We start from the raw sequence: 20,139 nt of genomic DNA on the forward strand, positions 1-20,139 counted from the left end.
TCAAAAACAACCCCTATGAAAAAAACAATGAAAATAATTAAAACAGGGCTCGTAGCTGTGTTTTTATCTACAACAGGTATCGCCTTTGGGCAAACAACTCCCGGAACAATCGATAAAGGTCCATTAAAAGTTGGCCCTATATCTCCGCACGATGCTACCGAAAGGGGAACATTATTAGGGTTGAGTGCTACTGCTTCAAGCCCAAATTTCACAAATCAAACAAAAAAACAGTATGAAGAAGCGAATACTGTGCTTTTCTATAACCCAAATAATCCCGGTTCAGGATTAACTCTCGTCGCCAGCAGAAAGGAAGATTTTACTGGAATCACACCCTCTCCAGCGAGGTCAGAACAGGACTTCACCCATTATCGTTGGACCTATATGGGACAGGATAATAATGCGGCAACAGACGGAACTGCTTTTAACGCTGGTCTTGATGCTACAGATGGCTGGCTGAAAGAATACACAGCCGCCAACGACAATAAGCTCTCCGTTACAGGATTAACACAAGGCTATCATTATTTCAAAGTGCAGGGATATATTGTTCCAACCGGAACCACTCTAAATGAAACCTGTATCCAATACTCAGAAACATTTGTAGTGTTCGTTCTTCCGCAATTAACAGTTGATGCCAAGCGTGCAGATGCGGGGACAGGTCCCCTGCAATATTGTGAAATAAATGCGGCTAGCCAAACCAGTGTTGTACTAAAAGCGGATGTTAATTACACCAATTATGCTGGAACACCTGCACTAGGAAACTTCGAATTAAAATATAATTGGTATGCTGTCAAAGCAGGGACTGATGGTACTTTTCCCACAGAACCTACACTAGAAAATATAGGTAGCCTAACTCCCGTTACAACAAATCTAGTGACAAGCAACAGCAACAGCTTGACGCCCTCTATCGCAGAAGTTGGAAAGTATAAATTCTTTGTAGAAGTAGAATATACCGTAAAAGATCGTACATATGACGGGGCTGAGACAGCTGCGGCCCGTAAACGTACATACGCACTTTATCGCGGATGGGTCGGAGGTACTAATCAAGCAACAGCTAGCGAAATATTTGTCACCCCTGCTCCTGGTAAACCACATATCACTATTGAAGGAGTAACAGACTAATAACTCTATAATACGCAATATATGCATCGTCTGTCCTTAACCCTAAGCATTTTGGTACTGCTATTATTAGCGGCACCAAGATGCCTTATGGCCCAACAAGGACAGACCTTGCGTATTATCAAAGGTAAAAAGGTAACTCTGCGTGCAGATGCCACACATGCGGTCTCCTTCATCTGGTTCAAAAATGGTGAACCTATAAATGGTTCGCACGACCAGCGTATCATCGTAACTGATGCCGCTATATATACCGTTATTGCCCTTGGTGAAGACTGCAATTCTGATGTCTCTGATCCGGTTGAAATTATCTTCGACCCTACAGAGGAAGAAAAGCTAGTTGACATCGAGATCCGCAACCTTCCTGACAAGACAACTATATGGAAAGACCAACCCTTCAATCAACAGCTACTAGTACTTAACAATAGCGACAACACCGCCAATGAACTGATTGTTGAATTCGAAATACCCAAGCAGCTTGTCTATGTGGATGCCATCTCCGGACCTGGTACATCCATTTCTTTTGACAACCAAAGCGGTCGATTAATTTGGAAAATCGATGAGTTGAAAGCTCACGCAGCCCTTAGTCAATGGATACAACTAAAAGGCGTACAGACAGGCGAAGCTGTGACTATAACTAAGGTAAGCGCCAAGCAAAAGGAAAGCAACCTCGACAACAACCGATCACAAGCAACCATAAAAATAGTCAATTTCTTTATCCCCAATGTTTTCACGCCGAATGGTGATGGCAAAAATGACACCTTCGAGATTATAGGTCTTGAATTATTCAAAACAGCTGAATTACGCGTTTTCAACCGATCTGGGTTTGAAGTGTATCATGCTGAAAATTACCATAATAACTGGAACGGGCAGGGATTGAATGATGGAACCTATTTCTATTACCTCAAATTCGAAGATGAAACTGGTCAGACTCACGTTAATAAGGGATACGTAACTATACTTCGCAGTCAATACTACTAACCTTTAAAGATCATACTGATCTCACATAATCAGTACAGCCTCTTAATTAAGCAAATACCGCCGTAAAAAATCTTTATCTTACTATCCACTTAACAGCATCTGTCCAATCGGATACACCGTGCTTATTACGGGCACGAACTTTAAAATAGATCTGTTGTCCGGCTGTAAAACCTTTTATATAATTTTTAAATGACCGGGTCGTATACTGGATTTCTCCCCAAACCAAAGTCTTACTAAGATTATCCGTCGATTCGCAGATACAAAATTCATATTGCATATCACGTCCGACTGGACCAAAAGACAGACAAACCTCTCCACTGACTCTTCCGTCCTTTAATGATGGTAAACCTGGTGTGTCTGGGCTACTTCCTTTCTTCCGTCCTGTAAACACCGGAAAGCCGGAAAGGTACAACTGTGTTAGATTACCATCACAGACCTTATTGACATAATGTGCCAGCTGCTGTAAGGTATCTGCCAATGCCCTTTTACTAGCTCTTTTTAACTCACGCTGATATACACCTCCGCCCAAGGAATGATATAGTTTATCTTCGTAATCCGCTATTGCCACTTTCAACTCCGCTAAAGAGGGAGTGGGATCTGGAAATAGCGCGACATCACCTACTCCCCGTAAGATACCGCTTGCTAACACCAATAAGTGACTATCATTTGTTCTGTAGAAGCTTGTCTTTGCGCGTTGATATTTCATGTTTTTATTAGAAGCATTCAGGTAATACACAGTGGTAAATACTTCTAGCGGAAAGGTAAAAGGCTCCGCATCGGAAGCTTATTAAAATTAGCTAAAAGTATCTATTAAAGCAAGAGAAGCAGATCAAGAAAAGCCAGAACCATATCCATATCGTCTGATAGTGTTTACTTACGGCACAGGAGCAGGCACTTATAGCTAAAAGGGAAAACCAAGCATGCTATAGTTACGTAAACCTATTATAATGTTACGTTGCTCCCGCGAGAGCGATCAACAAAAGAAAGAAATGATTAAAGAACTGCATCAGAAGCATATGCCTTCTTACAGCAAGCATTTACGACAAGTAGAAATATACCTAGTTATAGCTCCCCAGCACATGCTTAAAGCGGAAAAGTGCATACTTTTCTGTTCTTAGGGTATACGAACACACCAATAGTATAGAGAAACCCAGCAATAGTATAAAGCAACACAGGAAAAGTACAACGAAGCAAAAGAAGAGAACCAGAGTCTGGAGAACTGGCATATTACAATAGGTTTAAAGCAGAATCTCTCCTTATACTAGCTTATACAATTGCCCTGCAAGATGATGTTATCCGACAACATGTAGTCCCATCCAGTTGAAAAGTAGAACCATTACACGCAGTCGTTCATCCCATTACGCTAAAATATGATGATAGTAGACAATATTCAATCCTATCCAACCGAAAAGGGGGAGCTTTCTCCCGACAATAAACCACATACGACATAAGCTTACGTAACATTACAGCAAGATTACGACGTAAAAAGCGCACCAGATACCTGTAGAGGTACTTTAATTTACAAAATCCGATAAAAAGTCTAGGTTATTAGAAAAAGAGGTCTCAGGATTTACTTCCTGAGACCTCTTTTTTCTATAACAGATTTATCACTACTTCTTATATGCTTTTATAATCTCGCTCATACTATCAAAAGAAGTCTCTCCTCCTCCTGTACTGCGGTAGACTATGTTTCCTTGAGGGTCAACTAGGATCTTGGTCGGGAACCCCGTAACATTCAGTCGCGTAACAAAATCCTGATCTCCCGTTGCACTTAAGATCTGAGTCCAATTCAATTCATGCTGCTCTATTGCTTTACGCCAGCCAGCCTCCTTGTCCGAAGCTATACCCAGCACCTCAAGTTGCTCTGGAAAAGCATCTCTCATCTTTTTTAATGCTGGCACATCTGCCATACAAGGACCACACCACGAACCCCAAAAATCAATAAGGTAAAACTTACCCTTCCACGCTTCCGAATCAAATCGTTTTCCATCGTAGGTATTCGAAGATTTTATTGTAAAAATAGATTTGCCCACCGCAAATTTATTACCCTCGATTCTTTGTACTAACGTATGATAAAATGCAGTCTCCTGATAAGGTTTCTTGATGGTCGGCAGAAGCGAATCCACCATTTCTACAGAAATGACTTTACGTAATAACATATCGTTCATATAATACAGCCCCGCAATCGAAGAAGCATTATTCTTCAAAAAATCCGTCATGCCCAACACAGCTTCCTGATCAACGGCTTCTTGCTCCTTCTTCAGTTGCTCCAACACAGCGACATCATCCTGTTCTTTTGCCAGGCGCATCGTCATATTTACAGATTTGTTAATCAGAGGGTGATAAACCTTGTTCAACCTGCTGATCGCCTCGTTTTCCTTATCTCCGCTTGGATAGACCTCTGCAAAATCTGAAAGGTGTCCTTTTAAATGAATCTTACTCCCGGGTGTAGCAACCAACCAAACCGATTGACTTTTTACAGGGTAATAGCCACGATCAGCTCTTTTATACAAACGCTCAGTAGGAAAAGTCATCCGGATCACTAACGGCACCGAAGTCGTGTCCTCATAAAATACCTGCCCTTTTTTTACTCCTCCCGTTTTGCTTACCGTATTAGATGTCCCATTCCAGATAGTGAGACTATAGGTAGTATCTGCAAAATCTTTAATAGACGATGTGATTGTATATTTCTTAGCTTGAGCGAATCCTTCTTGAACAAGGATTAAACACCCTAACAGAAGTCCTATTATTTTTAATTTACCTACCATTTGACGATTAGATTACGATTTTCAATTTCTCGGTTGCCGGAGGAAAGCAAATCTGCGAGTCACAGCACTGATAAGACAGTTCAATCTCGATTGCTCCACTTCCGCTTCCTTCTATTTCCTGTATAAACACTATTTCATTCTCATAGATGGTTGTTCCCTTGTTATTAAAATACTTAAAAGAGGGGAGCCGTAGCTCTCCCTTCTTTGTATAACTACCCGATACCTTCACATCTACTTCTGTCTGTACATAAGGATCCTGATCCGACACGAATGCATAAATATGGTATCCAGGGTGAATTTTCACCTTAACAACGACTTCCTTTTTACTGGGAGAGAGCTCGACAACACCTACGGCGGCATTTACAGCCCTATCATGATCGGTATCTCCAACCACCACTTTGTCGTAAGAAACGTCTTTCTTCTCTTCCTTTGCTTTATAATTATTAGCTGGCTCTGTTTTATCCTGTGTATCTACCATAAAGTAAAAACCGCCAGTCTGCGTAAAGAAGATTTTTGTCTTATTCTTCTCATACCAATTACGCCAGTCTTTTGAAGAATCAAACCGCAACAGCGTATAGCGCTCAAGAATACGTTTAGCTTTGTCAACGGCCATCCCTTTCTCCAGCATTGTTATACATTGCGCCAACAGCCGTGGATCGGTATTAGGAATACCAAGACTCTTGACATCTTCATCAACAGTAATCTTGTAAGAGGCATCTTCAGAATAAAAGAAGTCCAAATTTTCGTCATAGTACTTCGCATAGGCCTCGGAATCTGTACCGAACCGTCCGAAAAGATCCGTCTGATGTTTTTTCAGAAAATCCTCAAAACTCATTTTGGGTTGCACAGTGTAGCTTAGATAGCGTTTATCCTCCGCCGTTACCTCTTGACCGCTGGCCTGTTTCGCTTCTGCTTTAGCTTTTTCTGCCAACATTCTCTGATCAAAGTCTTCGTTCATCTTAACAGATCCTTCATAAGCTTCTCGGCTAGCATAATATTTCTTTTCCTTGATATACTCTTTGGTGGCCCGTCTGTCCAGGTATTTCCGTGCGATAACGTGCTTGCCTTTGAACGTAGCAATATAGGCCACGGCATTCGCTAATACCACCTGCGCTTCTTGGGTTAGATATTCAGGAGATGCGGCAAACCCCCAGTGAAAGAAATTACCATGTCGTCCGATTGCTACTGCATCCAAGGTCTTAGCACATACGCCACTAGAAATAGATTCGGCCTCTGGCGAATCCTCAAATCCCCAAGGACGTGCTACCATACCAATACGAAATCCCTTATCTGTCACATATCCTTTGGTTTGGACACGCCACATGTTCAGCTCTTTTGGTGTAGTTTTACCTAAAAAGTACTCATAATGAAACGCGTCCTCTGGCGTAGGCAACTTCTCTTCGGTTATTTTAACCTTAAAAGGTCCTTTAAAAATAGCGTGCTCTTTACGATAATGATGTGCATGCGCATCCAGACAAAGACAATACCAGTCCATTTTAAGCCCTATCGAACGCCCCATTTTTTCGCCCATCTCGCCAATGAACAGCATTGGGCTATCAAAATCCTCGGTCAGATAAGCTGCGGGAATATACTTTGTGACATTACCAGCGTCGTCCTTTATGACTTGACGGCTAGCAATAGGCTGGGGCGTACCATCCATCACTGTGACATCGTACTGCCGGGACAACTCCTGCGTATAATCTCCAGCATCAATGATATGCACATCTGTAAAATAGCGTTTCAACATCGTCTCGAAACTAGCTTTACGTCTTTGAACATCTTTATCCCGGTCAGCATCATTTGCAAATGCATCCTTCTCCCAATTGGCTGATCCGCCAACATATAATACGCGAAGGGAAAGGGGCGCTCCCCCTTTCTGCGCGAACGACAGCAGACTACATTGTAGTATGACAATAAGAACTATCCACTTTCTAATATTCATGAGAAATGATCTTTTAATACTTATTCTGTTCAATCTGCCCCTGACTTGCATCTAGCTCTACACCGTTGATAGGTGCCGCATAACGCTTTTTGTCCAACGTGTAAGTCACCGGCTTGTTTACATCCACCCCTGTAGCTGACACTTCAAAAAAGTCACGTTTGACGACAACATCATCACCAGGATAATCATTTACACTAAAACGGCGAATATCATTCCAACGCATGGCAAATGGAAGCTCACGACGCCTCTCCGCCAGCACTTTTTTGATAGCATCATCCTTATCCGATGCCGTCAAAGCGACATAAGTAGACATACGCTTTTGGCGCAATGTATTGATTGCAGCCATAGCCTCGTTCACTTCGCCCTTACGCGCGTGCACCTCCGCCTTGTTCAGCAGCACTTCAGCAACCGACGGTCCCGACGGGATATAACGTCCATCGCTAAATACGGTATAGCGATAGGTGGCAGGTGTTACGACAGAGAAACGCCGTCCTCCGTTTTCAATCATAAAATGCTTATATCGTAGGTCATTCGCCTTATCGTAAAGCGCAATCAGCTCTGTACTAGGCAAAAACCATTGGTTTCCTGTATATTGATACCGCGTATAATAGAATTCTTTCCAATACAGGAACTGAGACGCTACCCAATCATTCAATTCTGTAAAATTTAAAACCGCACTAGGGTTCGTGTAAGAGACGGACTTTCCTACTGCAATAGTCTTATAGTCAACCAATCCCGCCCGTGTCGATTGCAGTGCAAGGTTGGACTGAATTAAGCTGTTTTCGTTATCACCAATCATCAGGTAGTAACGGCTCATAAATGCGGCTATGGCTTTTTGACTGACACGCCACAAGCGGCGAGGATCCACATCATCTTCGGCTACCGCCTTTGCCGCTTCAATATCAGCAAGAATAAAATCATAGGTTTCTTTTAGTGTCGTCCGCTTCAAAGACTCTTCATAATCGACGGTCTTTTTCAAAGGTAGCCCAGGCTCGTCCATATTTTCAGACGAGTAGGGAGCACAGTAGGTATTGACCAAAATCCAATTGGACATCGCCCGGATGAAGTGTGCATCAGCTTTAACCCTCCTTCTTACCACTTCACTTCCTGACACCTTATCTATATTCTTCAAGATAACATTAGCGGTGAATATTTTCTTAAACTCACCGGACCACAAACCGTCCGTAGCTACGTTTTCAACCCCGGTTGTCTGGAACGTGTAATACTGCAGATTATCCACTGTAAAAGCGGTTGGATTTTTTTTATATAACTCTGCAGAAATTTCGGTATCGTCGGTCGAGTAGGTGGCTGTTATACTTGCTTCATAAGCAAAGGCCGTCGCATTGTCTACCAATGCTTCCAACTGCTCTACGGTCTTAATATCTTGCTGTTTTTGAGGCTCTTCAGACAAATAATCCTTACAACCCACAAACAGAAATACCCCGCTCATCAAACTTATTTTTAGTATCGTATTCATATCTCTACGCATTAAAATTGAAAATTAACACCCACTGTGTAGGTCTGTACAGGTCTGTAGCTTCCTGGCAACCAATCCGGGTTATATCCTCGTGAATTTGCCTGCCAGATTAATCCTAAGTCTCGGGTCTGAAGAAATACTTTGACCTGATCCATTTTGATATTCTCGGTCCATTTGTTGGCCAAAGTATACTCAACCGTCAATTCTTTAGCCTCTAGATAGGAAGAACTTTCCACACGACTGCTCAGTGCGTTGGCATAACGATCCCACAGATACAATTTTGTCTCATTTGGCGCCGCAAACCCTGGAACATCTGGATCGCCGGCCAGTACCTCAGAGACATATTGATTGACAAAAGTTTTCTGGTTTCCTCCCACAGTGGAAGCGTAATTGAATACCGGATTACGGTATACGCCACCAAACTTACCAACTAGCACCAACATCACATTAAAATCACCGATACTCACATTATTGATCCAGCCTAGTGTATGTGGCGCAACGGAGGTCCCCATGTAGGATAGAAAGGGCATTCCCAATCCTCTATTATACAAACTAACATCATTGAACGATTGCTCAGAACCATTCGGTCCAGCAACACGTGGCACCCCATTCTTCATTCCAAGATATTCAAAGGCATATACCGATCCAACAGGAACATTCTCTACAAAAGAAGGATCGGTAGGATTCTCTTCAATCATTTGGTAAACATATAACGAAGGATTATACAGCTTATCAACATTGTTCTTATTATAAGCATAGTTGAAGCTCGTGTTGTAGCGCACTAACCTCGACACCTGTAGGTCCGTTCCTAACACCACTTCGATTCCTTTATTACTGATCTCAGCATTATTAAACTTTTGGGAAGATGTACCTGTTGCCGTCGGCAAAGCTATTTTTCCTATAATTCCCGTTCCTTTTTTACGATAGAAATCGACAGACCCAAATAACCTGCTTTTGAAAAATGAAAAATCAACCCCAAAGTTCGTCGTCGTAGTCTCCTCCCAGCGCAAACTAGGATTACCATTATCCCGAATAGTTGCAGTAATAGTTCCTGTACTCGGATTCAAACTTCCACCGACATTTAATAAAGTAGCGGTAGAAGTGGAATTTTCCATATTACCGTTTTTACCGTAGGTGAGCCTTGCTTCTAAGCGGTCAATATTGGACTTCCCTGTTAAGAAATCTTCCTTCATCAGATTCCATTTACCACCTACGGACCATAATGGCGACCAGCGCAACTTGGGGTCATCCGTTATAAAATTGGAACCATCACTTCGAATACTTCCAGATAATGTATACCGCCCCTTATAGGTATAAGCCGCGTTACCATAAAAAGAAGCGAACTTATTACGGCGCCATTTAAATACTGTATTTGCACCAGGTACCGTAGCTGTATTATTTTCAAAGTTTTTAAACTGGTCTACCGAACTGCCATAACCATAAGGAGGTGTCGTAGCCTGAAGTTTATCTCCATAGTAACCATATACTGTAGGATACACTTTGCCCAAAGTCGTATACTGCGAAATCTCCATACCCGCAATAGCCGTAATATGGTGATCAGCACCGATCACACGATCAAAATTTAGCTGGTTGCGGAATACGTAATTTTCAATATCCTCTGCTCCATTCTCTTCTAGACCATCTTCAACACTACTAAGTCCCTTTTTGAGAATACCTCCCTTAGGGATATAGGATTTACCAACGGTCTTTGTCGCATCGTTGTATTCTGTCATTCTATTTACCAAACCACGCACATAAAATGTACTCTCATCATAGATACGCTCTCGGTCTGTTTTAATACGTTCATATTGAAATTTAGTATCAAAGGTCAACCCTTCAATAATCCGTGCATTAAGCCCCGTCTGTATACGGGCATTCAGTCCCTGCTCGGTAAAACTTCGACCACGAACTTCCTGCAACAGGTTGTATGACCAGTCAGCATAGGGGAATTTTTCCGAAGGAATAAGTCCAAGTTGTTCTCGATTATATACCTTCAAGTTCGTACCATAAGTCCCATCAGGATTGAGCAAAAGCTCGTAGGGCGACAACTCTTGTATTTCCTTAATATTCGTCCCCCCGTATTCCTGTTTTTTATATTGTAGATTAGCCCCTAGATTAAAAGTCAGAAAGGACGCAATCTTAAAGTCATTGTTAAAATTTAAGTTAAATCGATCGTAGCTGTTGTTCTTAAAGCTGCCTTTATTATTTTCATATAATACCGAAGCGTAAGTACGCGACCGATCGCTTCCCGACTGCACATTCGCATTGAACTGATTGAGAAGTCCTCTCTGTAAAAGATGCTCCTTGATCTGCCCGCGATTATCGACTTTGCTTAACCGATCTAGTTCGGCGTTCATGACTTCTGTTGTTATCTGTCCGTTTTGGTTAGCATATAACAACTCCTGTGCTAACGTTAGCGATTTAGAAACATCTCCGAAGGATCCTGCATAGGGGCTCAATACCCAATTGTTTTCAAACGCTTTTCGCTCATAAGCAATATGATCTGCCGAATTAGCCTGTGTCATGACCTGATTCAGGTCAAGCATATTAGATATTCTCGAAAAAGCACTCCCTTGCACCTTCAACCGGCTACCCAATTTCCCCTTTTTTGTCATAATAACAATCACTCCATTGGCAGCCCTCGCCCCCCAAATTGAGGCAGCGGCAGCATCTTTCAATACAGTGACCGATTCTACATCGTTGGGATTGATATCTGAAAAATTACTACTTGCCACAGGAAACCCGTCAATCACGACTAAAGGTTTACTATCAGCATGCAGTGTACTATTACCACGGATCAAGAAATCAACGCTCCCATCTGCGTTTTCTTTGGCTTGCATCCCTGCCACCGCTCCTTGTAGCGCGCTAGAAAGATTTGAAGTGGGTCTTTTGGACAAGACCTCCTGTCCCACCTGGCTGAAAGAGCCGGTAGCCCGCTCTTTGGACATCGTCTGATAACCTGTATTTACCGTTACCACCACGTCTTCTAGATCTGAAACAATAGGGCTCAGTTTTATAATCCCCATATTCTCCTTAGCTTTTAGCTCTAAAGGTTGGTATCCGAGGTAGGAAATCACCAGGGTAGCTGAACGAGATGGTGAGACAAGTGTAAACTCTCCTAAACTATTCGTGCTGGTACTCGTTTGCGTGTCTGCAATACGAACCGATGCCCCAGCAAGGCCTTCCCCTTTTTCATTTACAATGCGCCCTATAAAGCGCACCTGTTGAATAAGTGGTATCAACATCGGGGAGCTCTTCTTTTTTAATGCTATGATATTTCTATCAATACTATATTCTATCGGTATGGTTGCAAAAACAGCATCCAATGCTTGATTAATACTTGCATCCTTTACATTTACAGAGATTGCAGGAATGCTTTTGATAAATTTGGCGTCACCAATAAAATCGTATCCGCTCTGTACACGGATTTTTCGAATGATGGTTTCCAACGAAACGTTACGCTCATTTAAATTTATTTTTTGCGCAAAGCCCTCTGCTTGGACGTTGCATAAACTTATCGTAAGGAATAAAACGATTAATTTCATGACAGCTAATATTTTATTAGGCAAATAGGGTAGCTGTTTACTCTGATTTTCAAAGTAAAAATTCATACATTTGAGTTAATTTGGGTTATACTAAAAAGTCAGTTAACGTAGTCTTTATTAGGGCCTAAAATACCGGATGTGTTCGCTGCACATCCGGTTCTTTTTTCCCTAGAATCATTAGGGTGGTCTTTTCATCTTTTTATAGTTTTTATATCAATCACTAAAATCGCTTATCCAAAAACGGTTATCTTCTTTCCATCTATCTTAAATCGAATATTTCCAACTTTCTCTAGCGCACTAAGAACTGCAGAAATATTACGGGAACGGGATACCATACCAAGAAATGTTTTACCAGTGGGTTTTGAGGCGTAAATAACTTCTACATCATACCAGCGCTCCACTTGTTTCATTATACTCTCCAGATCGGCATCGTCAAACAAGAAATACCCCTTCTGCCATGCCAATACCGACTCCTTATCCGCTTTATTAACAGTAATACCTTTCTCTCCGGCCTGGATGATACTCTGCTGTCCGGGTCTCAATACCACATGTTCCTTCGAATACTCGGAAGAAACCTTTACGGCCCCCTCCAAGAGAGCTGTCCGTACCGACCGTTCCTCTCCATATGCCGTGACATTGAAATGTGTCCCCAACACCTCTAAGATCTGCCCTTTGCTCTTTACCTTAAAGGGTTTCGATTTATCCGATGCCACTTCAAAATAAGCTTCTCCCACAAGCTCTACCTCACGCTCATGTCCCAAAAACCGTTGCGGGAACCGAAGTGACGAAGCGGCGTTGAGCCACACCTTCGTCCCATCTCCCAGCACAATCTGGTATTCACCTCCATTGGGTGTAACCAATGTATTATAGCGCAAAACAGCACTCGATTCATCCGCCACAGGTTCTCCAATGACAGATCCGTCGGCATAGGTGATAGCACTGCCCTTCACCGCAACCAAATCCGCTCCCTCTTCCAACTCAACCACCGTACCATCGTCTACGGTCAAGGTTGCCTTCTTGCTTCCGGGACTAATATCCATTGCCATCACCTCTACGGTACTTTCTTCAGTCACTGGTAATCTATTCCAATACACAACCGAAAATAGAAATATAGAAGTGATCAATACAGCGGCAGCCCACCAGACCTTAACGAGTCGTCTTGAGACTACGGGAGTGCTAGTCTTCTCCCGTAATATACTTTGCAACAGCATATGCTGCGTTTCTTCGAGATTCTCGGTGCTGATCGCATTGCTCTGTTTAGACAATTCCATTAAATGCCAACTCTCCACCCAAGCCGTTTCTTCCGGAGAGCATTCTCCCCGTCTATATCGAGCTATAATATCTTCTGCGTGATGGTTTTTTGACATAGCAAGTTCAGCTGTTTTATATTATGTAGGTTATGAAAAGAAAAAGTAGTAGAAGAAAAGTAAAAAAAATATAACTGCGTAGAAATAGGCAGAGAATCCGTTAGAAAAAGAACATATTAAACTTCGAGCGTATAATTTTCAACGCATTACTGATCTGCTTTCTCACGGTATTATGAGAGATATCAAGTTGATTAGCAATCTCTTCATACGATTGATTCGCCTCCCGGCTGAGCACAAACACCTCCCGCATCTTAGGAGGGAGATTATTGATTTCCTGTTCTATCTGTTTTCTCAACTCATTCTCCAGAATCTGATTATCCGTTACACACTCCCCTTCTTCCATAAATTGCTGCAAAGAGGCGGCATATCCGTTCCGGATTTTTTTCTTGTCTATATAATCGAAAAGCTTATAACGCACCGAGGTATAGATGTAGGCAGAAAATGACGTGTTTATTCGGAGATTTCGCTTACTCCAGATTGAAGTAAAAACTTCCTGTAGAATATCTTTCACCTCGTCTGTGTCGGGCACAATTTTACAGCCATAGATGTATAACAATGGCATATACCGTTGATAAATAACATTAAAAGCAGCCTCATCTCCTTCAGAGACAAGCCGCAACAATTCATCATCTGATAACCGTAAATATCCCTGCATAGACTAGGTTATTGGCAAAGCACAATCACTCCTTCCTGAATCAAAACAAAGCTTCACCAAAAATTGTTTTTCTTCATTGTGCCTTACTTTATAGTAATAATCTTCCAAATACAATAAATGGAACAACAAATATAAACAACCCACAAAAGACTACCAAAAAAGTAGTCTTTATTTTAAAAGGAGCTTATCGCCAACTCTTATACTGGTTGATCAGCCCATTAGTCGAACTATCGTGACTGCTGATTGTCTCTTCTGATTTGAGCTCAGGCAAGATAGTACTGGCAAGTTGTTTACCCAATTCTACCCCCCACTGATCAAAACTATAGATATTCCAAATAATACCCTGCACAAAAATCTTGTGCTCATAGAGCGCAATGAGGGTCCCTAACGAACGTGGGGTAATTTTTTTCAACAGAAAGGAATTGGTTGGTCTATTTCCTTCGAAAACTTTATAGTTTTTCAGCGCATCTATATCCGATTTGCTTTTCCCGGATTTTTCAAGCTCCGCGACGACCTCAGCCTCTGACTTGCCATTCATTAATGCCTCTGTCTGTGCAAAAAAGTTAGACAATAACAACTGATGATGATTACCGATCGGATTATGTGATGTTGCCGGAGCGATAAAATCACAAGGTATCAGCTTCGTACCCTGATGAATCAATTGATAAAAAGCGTGCTGTCCATTTGTCCCTGGCTCTCCCCAGATAATAGGTCCCGTTTGATATTCAACACGGTCTCCATTACGGTCGACATATTTACCATTGCTCTCCATATCGCCTTGCTGAAAATAAGCCGCAAAACGGTGTAGGTATTGATCATAGGGAAGTATTGCGTGACTCTCGGCATCAAAGAAATTATTGTACCATACCCCCAGCAGCCCTAATACGACAGGAATATTCTGTTCAAACTCTGTATTTTTAAAGTGCTCGTCGGCAATATATGCGCCTTCCAAAAGCTGTTCAAAATTATCGTAACCTATGCCCAACGCAATCGACAGCCCGATTGCAGACCACAACGAGTAACGTCCTCCAACCCAATCCCAAAACTCGAACATATTGGCGGTATCGATACCAAAAGCGGTCACCCCTTCTCCATTGGTACTCAAAGCGGCAAAATGTTTTGCCACATCAGCCTGTAATGCTCCCGACTGCAAGAACCAGTCTTTAGCTGATGTTGCATTTGCCATCGTCTCCTGCGTGGTGAAGGTCTTGGAGGCAATAAGAAACAATGTTGTTTCCGGGTCTAAGTCCTTTAAGGTTTCGGCGATATGTGTTCCATCAACATTAGACACAAAATGTAAATTAAGCCTTGTTTTATAAGCCTTCAGTGCTTCAGTGACCATAACCGGACCTAAATCCGAGCCTCCGATACCAATATTGACCACATCTGTAATCTCACGTCCGGTATAGCCTTTCCATTCGCCAGAAAGAATCCGATTGGTAAAATCTTTCATATGTGCCAAAACCGCCTTCACCTTCGGCATTACATCTTCACCACCGACCAAAACAGGCGCTCCGGATTGACTCCGTAATGCGGTATGCAGTACTTCACGGCCTTCGGTCACATTTATCTTCTCTCCCCCAAACATGGCTTTTATAGCATCGTCCAACTTGCATTCCCTAGCCAATTGCATTAACAGCGCTATCGTCTGCTCATCGATCCTATTCTTTGAATAGTCTAAAAGAATGTCCTCTAAACGAACAGAAAACTTCTCAAATCGCGAAGGGTCTGAAGCAAAAAGGTCTTTTAGCGTATGAGCATTAATAGAGATATAATGATCCGCTAGGTATTTGTATGCTTGTGTCTGGGTAAAGTTGATATGTGGCAACATAAGTCTGTTTTTTTTGTTACTTCCAAACTTAGATAAAATGGCTCAAATTCTCGAATACAGAATCGTTTTTTTTAATCAGCGACACCGTATTAATCCTCAACCATTAACAATTAATCCTTACCTTTGAAACCATGACCAGAGAACAAATTCAGGACTTGAGGGATAGAGTAACTTCCCTGAGGAGGCATCTTTGACATCGATGCAAAAAAAGCAGAGATAGCAAACGATACCGAAATCACATTACAGCCCACATTTTGGGATAGACCGAAAGACGCAGAGAAAGTACTTCACGGCATTAAAAACCTAAAAGTATGGACTGACCATTTTGATCAGGTTGCGGCTTCTGTAGAAGACCTAGGCATTATGTTTGAGTTTTTTCAGGCAGGTGATGCCAGCGAACAGGATGTCGAAGAACAATATCAGATCGCACAGACCAATGTCGAAGAGCTTGAGTTCAAAAATATGCTCAGCGCTGAGGAAGACCAACTGGATGCAATCCTACAAATAACCGCCGGGGCGGGAGGAACAGAATCCTGTGACTGGGCTGCCATGCTCATGCGAATGTATATCATGTGGGGTGAGAAACACGGCTACAAAGTGTCCGAACAAGATTATCAAGAAGGTGAAGTCGCGGGAATAAAAACCGTCACCTTACAGTTTTCAGGTAATTTTGGTTATGGCTACCTAAAAGGGGAAAATGGTGTACACCGTCTGGTCCGTATCTCACCTTTCGACTCCAATGCAAAACGCCACACTTCTTTTGCTTCTGTATATGTGTATCCTCTTGTAGACGATAACATTGAAATCGACATAAAAGATGCCGAGATAGAATGGGATACGTTCCGAGCCGGTGGTGCTGGAGGGCAAAACGTGAATAAAGTAGAAACAGCAGTGCGCTTACATCACAAACCAACGGGTATTATTATCAAAAACCAGGAGTCTAGATCGCAGCTGCAGAATAAAGAAAACGCATTCCGTTTGTTAAAGTCTCAGCTCTATGAAATCGAAATGCGCAAGCGTCAAGAGGCAACCGCTGCGATAGAAGGATCTAAGAAAAAGATAGAATGGGGCTCGCAAATCCGTAACTACGTCCTGCACCCCTATAAACTAATTAAAGATTTACGAACAAATATGGAAACTTCCAATACACAGGCAGTGTTGGACGGAGACCTAGATGAATTCCTAAAAGCTTACTTAATGGAATTTGGAGGATAGGGAAGAATGCTAAAAAGCATTCTTCCACATCATACTCTCGACAGGACGAATCGTCTTGTTATTATATTTTGCATTGCCTTTACTGTTGTAGAATGTCTCAATATCCCCCTCTACGACAAAATAGATCAGCTGTCCAATAGGCATGCCCGCATACACTCTCACTGGCTGAGCAACAGAAATCTCCAACGTCCAGGTATTACAAAACCCGACATCCCCTTTGCCCGCTGTGGCATGTATATCAATACCTAAACGTCCAGTGCTGGATTTTCCCTCCAAAAAAGGAACATGTCCATGAGTTTCTGTATACTCCAGGGTAACTCCGAGATATAAAGTTCCTGGTTCCAGGACATATCCTTCCTCCGGGATTTCGAAATGAACAATTTCGTTGTGTTTCTTCGCATCCAGCAACGCATCTTTATACGTAGCTAAATACTTGCCTAAGTGTACGTCGTAAGAGTTTGTCCCTAAACATTTACGATCAAACGGTTCGATAACAATCGATCCGTTTTCGATTTCCTCTAATATTCTTGTATCCGATAATATCATATAGAATTGTCAAACCGCTGGTGCTACCAGCCGGACGTCAAAAATACGGTATTGCCTGACATCTAGCAAGTTTTTTGCAAAGTTAGCCCAATCCCTGAGCAAATATGGTATACAGCAGATTTGTATTCAGGCTCAGCACCTTAACAGGTATATCTTTTTTTCCGTTTTTGGATTTTACTTTTTACTTTTGACTCATGGCCTTAGTATACCTCCGAGAATTAGACAGCACCACAAAATTTGCAATCTGGAAGATTGAAGAATCCGCAGAAGAGCTATTGAGCAAATTGCAGCTAGATGAAGCGGAGCAAGACCGTCTACGGAACCTCAGCAAAGGTAAACGAACATTACACTGGCTAGCAACGCGTGTGTTATTACGCTACCTCCTACAGACAGAAGAATATATACATTGTCCTTCGGATAGCAACGGCAAGCCCTATCTTCCAGACTACCCCTACAAAATTTCGCTCACACACTCGTTTGACTATGCTGGAGTTATGTTGAGCACAAAGGGAGAATGTGGTATGGATCTCGAAATTGTCAAAGACAAAGTACGCCGGATCAAAGAAAAGTTTTTGAAACCAGAGGAACTCGCCTTCATTAATCCTGAACACGAAATCCTACAATTATATGCGTGCTGGTGCGCCAAAGAAGCGGTTTACAAATTGCAGGGCAATAAAGGGGTGTCTTTTCTGCATGACATGACGATACGCCAGTTCAATTATAAGCCCCAAGGCGTGATGACTCTCGACCTACAGAAAGACGGAAAAGATCTATCCTTTCAGGTATACTATGAGCAATTTCAGGACTACATGCTAGGCTATGCCGTAGGGTAGGTTTATTCTAGCCTGCCTTCTAACAGCTTTTTTTGAAGTGATAGCCGCTTATTCGCCTTATAGATCTTTACGGCAATCAGAAAGTACGCAAGCAACAAAGGTCCGTACACTAAACCCATGATTCCGAATAAAGGGATACCGATAATAACTCCGACTATAGTAATGATCGGATGAATATCTCCGACTTTCTTAGCAATAATCAGGCGCAGTACATTATCGATATTGATAACCAGGCCAAAGCCCCAGATCAACATTCCTACCCCTTGCCATGTTGCTCCCTGAGATAAGAGAATTGCGGCAGCGGGAACAAAGATCAGCGGGGGCCCCAACAGGGGAATAAAGGATAAGATAGCACAGATAACACCCCAAAACAATCCGTCCTTAACTCCAAAAATATAAAAACCAATAGCCAGACAAATCCCCTGTACAATAGCAATAAACGTCTGTCCGATAATATTCGAATAGGTAATATTCTTCAATTCTTCGCCAAACACAGTCGCATTCTCATCATCGAATGGCAGGTAGTGTATCAGACTACTCTCAAATCCTTTGTAATTTACAAACAGAAAATAGAGCAAGAAATACATGACCGAAATCTCCAAGAATGCATTTGCCGCACCTCCAATAATAACGGTCAGCATACCTCCAAAATAAGCGGCACTAGCCTGAATTTGTTCTTTGAGAAAATCAGGCTTACCAAATTTATCTCCCGCAAATGTATTGATGGCATTGATGATATCATTGATCCATGCCGGATTTCGCTGTAATTCTAATGCCTTATTGACTAGCATAGTCCCGATTCCGACGAAGGGCAACACAATGATAAAGATGGAAATAATGATAACTACTACAGAAGACAGCGCTTTGGGCCACTTCCATCGTTCAATCAAAAAGATATTGAGATTACGGAACAGTGTATACATCACCATTGTCCCCAGTATCGCTCCAAAAATACCTTTCATCGCATACAGAATAATCGCACCCAATACGAGTATGATTATTAAAATAATAATATTCCTTTCCTTCTGCGAAAAAACGTCTTTACCAATCATAAATCATCATTTAAACCTCTAATAAATGGGGGCACGTTAAAAATTAGGCTTCCTTTTTTCTAAAAATGCTTCAATCCCTTCCTTTGCCTCATCTGTATCGAAAGAAGCTCCAAAAAGTGATATCTCCTGCTGAAAACCAGCTTTCGAGTCTACGAAGCCGGCGTTTACAGCGTTTATTACTTTGGATATCGCTTGGGGTGACCGCAAATAAATGCGTTCTAACAGTTCTGTACATTTACGCAGAAGCCCTGCCCCATCGACCACATGATTGACTAAGCCGTAGTTTAACGCTTCGTCTGCACCAATCATATCACCTGTCATGATCATTTCAAAAGCCTTGCCTTTGCCCACAAGCTGTGGTAGGCGTTGCGTCCCTCCATACCCGGGGATTAACCCCAAAGAGACCTCTGGGAGACCTAGCTTGGCTGTCGAACTTGCAACCCGTATATGGGCCGATAGCGCCAATTCAAGCCCTCCTCCCAGCGCAAAACCATTTATCGCAGCGATGATTGGCTTCGAATAGTTCTCTATTTTATCCATCACATCGCGTTGTCCCTTAGCGGCCAGTTGAGCGGCCGCCTCACCGTTCATCCCTACAAATTCCTGAATATCCGCCCCCGCAATAAAGGCCTTGTTCCCGGTTCCTGTAATGATGATCCCACGTACGGAAGAGTCCTTTGCCAAGACATCTAATGCATTACTTAATTCTGAAAGAGTCGTTGCATTTAATGCATTCAACTTGGACTCTCTGTTTATTTTTAAAATTGCTGTACTTCCTTCCCGATCTACTAAAATTGTACGATATGCTTCCATA

The 20,139-nt window shown here is 42.2% G+C and carries 15 protein-coding genes; 4 read left to right on the forward strand and 11 right to left on the reverse strand.

Translation table 11 applies throughout. The annotated features are described in order from the left end of the window. Positions 1 to 27 precede the first annotated feature (27 nt). Positions 28 to 1,119 carry a hypothetical protein gene (locus tag JKG64_RS20190; RefSeq protein WP_210356075.1) on the forward strand — a complete coding sequence of 364 codons (1,092 nt, stop codon included), beginning with the start codon at positions 28 to 30 and terminating at the stop codon, positions 1,117 to 1,119. A 21-nt stretch (positions 1,120 to 1,140) separates the two neighbouring features. Further along, positions 1,141 to 2,094: a T9SS type B sorting domain-containing protein gene (locus JKG64_RS20195; protein ID WP_210356076.1), complete on the forward strand. Its 954-nt coding sequence runs from the start codon at positions 1,141 to 1,143 to the stop codon at positions 2,092 to 2,094. A gap of 73 nt (positions 2,095 to 2,167) precedes the next feature. Here JKG64_RS20195 and JKG64_RS20200 read toward each other — a convergent pair whose 3' ends face one another. The 8 genes from JKG64_RS20200 to pgi all read right to left on the reverse strand — a co-directional run bounded on the left by JKG64_RS20200 (position 2,168) and on the right by pgi (position 15,679). Next, positions 2,168 to 2,800: a hypothetical protein gene (locus tag JKG64_RS20200; RefSeq protein ID WP_210356077.1), complete on the reverse strand. Its 633-nt coding sequence runs from the start codon at positions 2,798 to 2,800 to the stop codon at positions 2,168 to 2,170. A gap of 904 nt (positions 2,801 to 3,704) precedes the next feature. Continuing rightward, positions 3,705 to 4,862, reverse strand: a complete 1,158-nt coding sequence (locus JKG64_RS20205) for a TlpA family protein disulfide reductase (protein ID WP_210356078.1) — start codon at positions 4,860 to 4,862, stop codon at positions 3,705 to 3,707. A gap of 7 nt (positions 4,863 to 4,869) precedes the next feature. Next, positions 4,870 to 6,804, reverse strand: coding sequence for a protein-disulfide reductase DsbD domain-containing protein (locus JKG64_RS20210; RefSeq protein ID WP_210356079.1), 1,935 nt, complete (start codon positions 6,802 to 6,804; stop codon positions 4,870 to 4,872). A 13-nt stretch (positions 6,805 to 6,817) separates the two neighbouring features. Further along, complete coding sequence (locus JKG64_RS20215) at positions 6,818 to 8,281, reverse strand: RagB/SusD family nutrient uptake outer membrane protein (protein WP_210356080.1); 1,464 nt, start codon at positions 8,279 to 8,281, stop codon at positions 6,818 to 6,820. An 11-nt stretch (positions 8,282 to 8,292) separates the two neighbouring features. After that, the gene (locus JKG64_RS20220; RefSeq protein ID WP_210356081.1) at positions 8,293 to 11,826 is read right to left on the reverse strand and encodes a SusC/RagA family TonB-linked outer membrane protein; all 3,534 of its coding nucleotides are present in this window, start codon (positions 11,824 to 11,826) and stop codon (positions 8,293 to 8,295) included. Between the two features lie 230 nt (positions 11,827 to 12,056). Then, positions 12,057 to 13,193: a FecR family protein gene (locus tag JKG64_RS20225; RefSeq protein WP_210356082.1), complete on the reverse strand. Its 1,137-nt coding sequence runs from the start codon at positions 13,191 to 13,193 to the stop codon at positions 12,057 to 12,059. 100 nt (positions 13,194 to 13,293) lie between these two features. Continuing rightward, positions 13,294 to 13,848 (reverse strand): RNA polymerase sigma-70 factor, encoded by a 555-nt coding sequence (locus tag JKG64_RS20230; RefSeq protein ID WP_210356083.1) that lies wholly within the window; start codon positions 13,846 to 13,848, stop codon positions 13,294 to 13,296. 184 nt (positions 13,849 to 14,032) lie between these two features. Next, a complete protein-coding gene (pgi, locus tag JKG64_RS20235; RefSeq protein WP_210356084.1) occupies positions 14,033 to 15,679 on the reverse strand; it encodes a glucose-6-phosphate isomerase in 1,647 nt (548 codons plus the stop codon). A 131-nt stretch (positions 15,680 to 15,810) separates the two neighbouring features. On the opposite strand from pgi, the gene prfB reads away from it, so the two are divergent. After that, positions 15,811 to 16,894 (forward strand): peptide chain release factor 2 gene (prfB, locus tag JKG64_RS20240; protein ID WP_210356085.1). Its coding sequence is split into 2 segments (ribosomal slippage): positions 15,811 to 15,870 and positions 15,872 to 16,894, totalling 1,083 coding nucleotides; the frame shifts between segments, so codons are not numbered across the junction. Between the two features lie 9 nt (positions 16,895 to 16,903). Here prfB and dcd read toward each other — a convergent pair. Beyond that, positions 16,904 to 17,440: a dCTP deaminase gene (gene dcd / locus JKG64_RS20245; RefSeq protein WP_210356086.1), complete on the reverse strand. Its 537-nt coding sequence runs from the start codon at positions 17,438 to 17,440 to the stop codon at positions 16,904 to 16,906. 194 nt (positions 17,441 to 17,634) lie between these two features. On the opposite strand from dcd, the gene JKG64_RS20250 reads away from it, so the two are divergent. Then, on the forward strand, positions 17,635 to 18,273 hold the full coding sequence (locus tag JKG64_RS20250) for a 4'-phosphopantetheinyl transferase family protein (RefSeq protein ID WP_210356087.1): 639 nt from the start codon (positions 17,635 to 17,637) through the stop codon (positions 18,271 to 18,273). Positions 18,274 to 18,275: 2 nt separating this feature from the next. Here JKG64_RS20250 and JKG64_RS20255 read toward each other — a convergent pair whose 3' ends face one another. Continuing rightward, positions 18,276 to 19,325: an AI-2E family transporter gene (locus tag JKG64_RS20255; RefSeq protein ID WP_246512711.1), complete on the reverse strand. Its 1,050-nt coding sequence runs from the start codon at positions 19,323 to 19,325 to the stop codon at positions 18,276 to 18,278. A gap of 36 nt (positions 19,326 to 19,361) precedes the next feature. Next, entirely contained in the window at positions 19,362 to 20,138 is a 777-nt protein-coding gene (locus JKG64_RS20260; protein WP_210356088.1) for an enoyl-CoA hydratase-related protein, read from the reverse strand. Position 20,139 lies beyond the last annotated feature (1 nt).

This window comes from Sphingobacterium tabacisoli (assembly GCF_017908035.1).
Classification (GTDB): Bacteria; Bacteroidota; Bacteroidia; order Sphingobacteriales; family Sphingobacteriaceae; genus Sphingobacterium; species Sphingobacterium tabacisoli.

Coding starts and splice junctions, on each gene's coding strand:
- JKG64_RS20195 (WP_210356076.1), top strand. CDS start 1,141: ATGCATCGTCTGTCCTTAACCCTAAGCATTTTGGTACTGCTATTATTA.
- JKG64_RS20230 (WP_210356083.1), bottom strand. CDS start 13,848: ATGCAGGGATATTTACGGTTATCAGATGATGAATTGTTGCGGCTTGTC.
- JKG64_RS20250 (WP_210356087.1), top strand. CDS start 17,635: ATGGCCTTAGTATACCTCCGAGAATTAGACAGCACCACAAAATTTGCA.
- JKG64_RS20210 (WP_210356079.1), bottom strand. CDS start 6,804: ATGAATATTAGAAAGTGGATAGTTCTTATTGTCATACTACAATGTAGT.
- JKG64_RS20190 (WP_210356075.1), top strand. CDS start 28: ATGAAAATAATTAAAACAGGGCTCGTAGCTGTGTTTTTATCTACAACA.
- JKG64_RS20200 (WP_210356077.1), bottom strand. CDS start 2,800: ATGAAATATCAACGCGCAAAGACAAGCTTCTACAGAACAAATGATAGT.
- JKG64_RS20225 (WP_210356082.1), bottom strand. CDS start 13,193: ATGTCAAAAAACCATCACGCAGAAGATATTATAGCTCGATATAGACGG.
- JKG64_RS20215 (WP_210356080.1), bottom strand. CDS start 8,281: ATGAATACGATACTAAAAATAAGTTTGATGAGCGGGGTATTTCTGTTT.
- JKG64_RS20220 (WP_210356081.1), bottom strand. CDS start 11,826: ATGAAATTAATCGTTTTATTCCTTACGATAAGTTTATGCAACGTCCAA.
- dcd (WP_210356086.1), bottom strand. CDS start 17,440: ATGATATTATCGGATACAAGAATATTAGAGGAAATCGAAAACGGATCG.
- pgi (WP_210356084.1), bottom strand. CDS start 15,679: ATGTTGCCACATATCAACTTTACCCAGACACAAGCATACAAATACCTA.
- JKG64_RS20205 (WP_210356078.1), bottom strand. CDS start 4,862: ATGGTAGGTAAATTAAAAATAATAGGACTTCTGTTAGGGTGTTTAATC.
- JKG64_RS20260 (WP_210356088.1), bottom strand. CDS start 20,138: ATGGAAGCATATCGTACAATTTTAGTAGATCGGGAAGGAAGTACAGCA.
- JKG64_RS20255 (WP_246512711.1), bottom strand. CDS start 19,325: ATGATTGGTAAAGACGTTTTTTCGCAGAAGGAAAGGAATATTATTATT.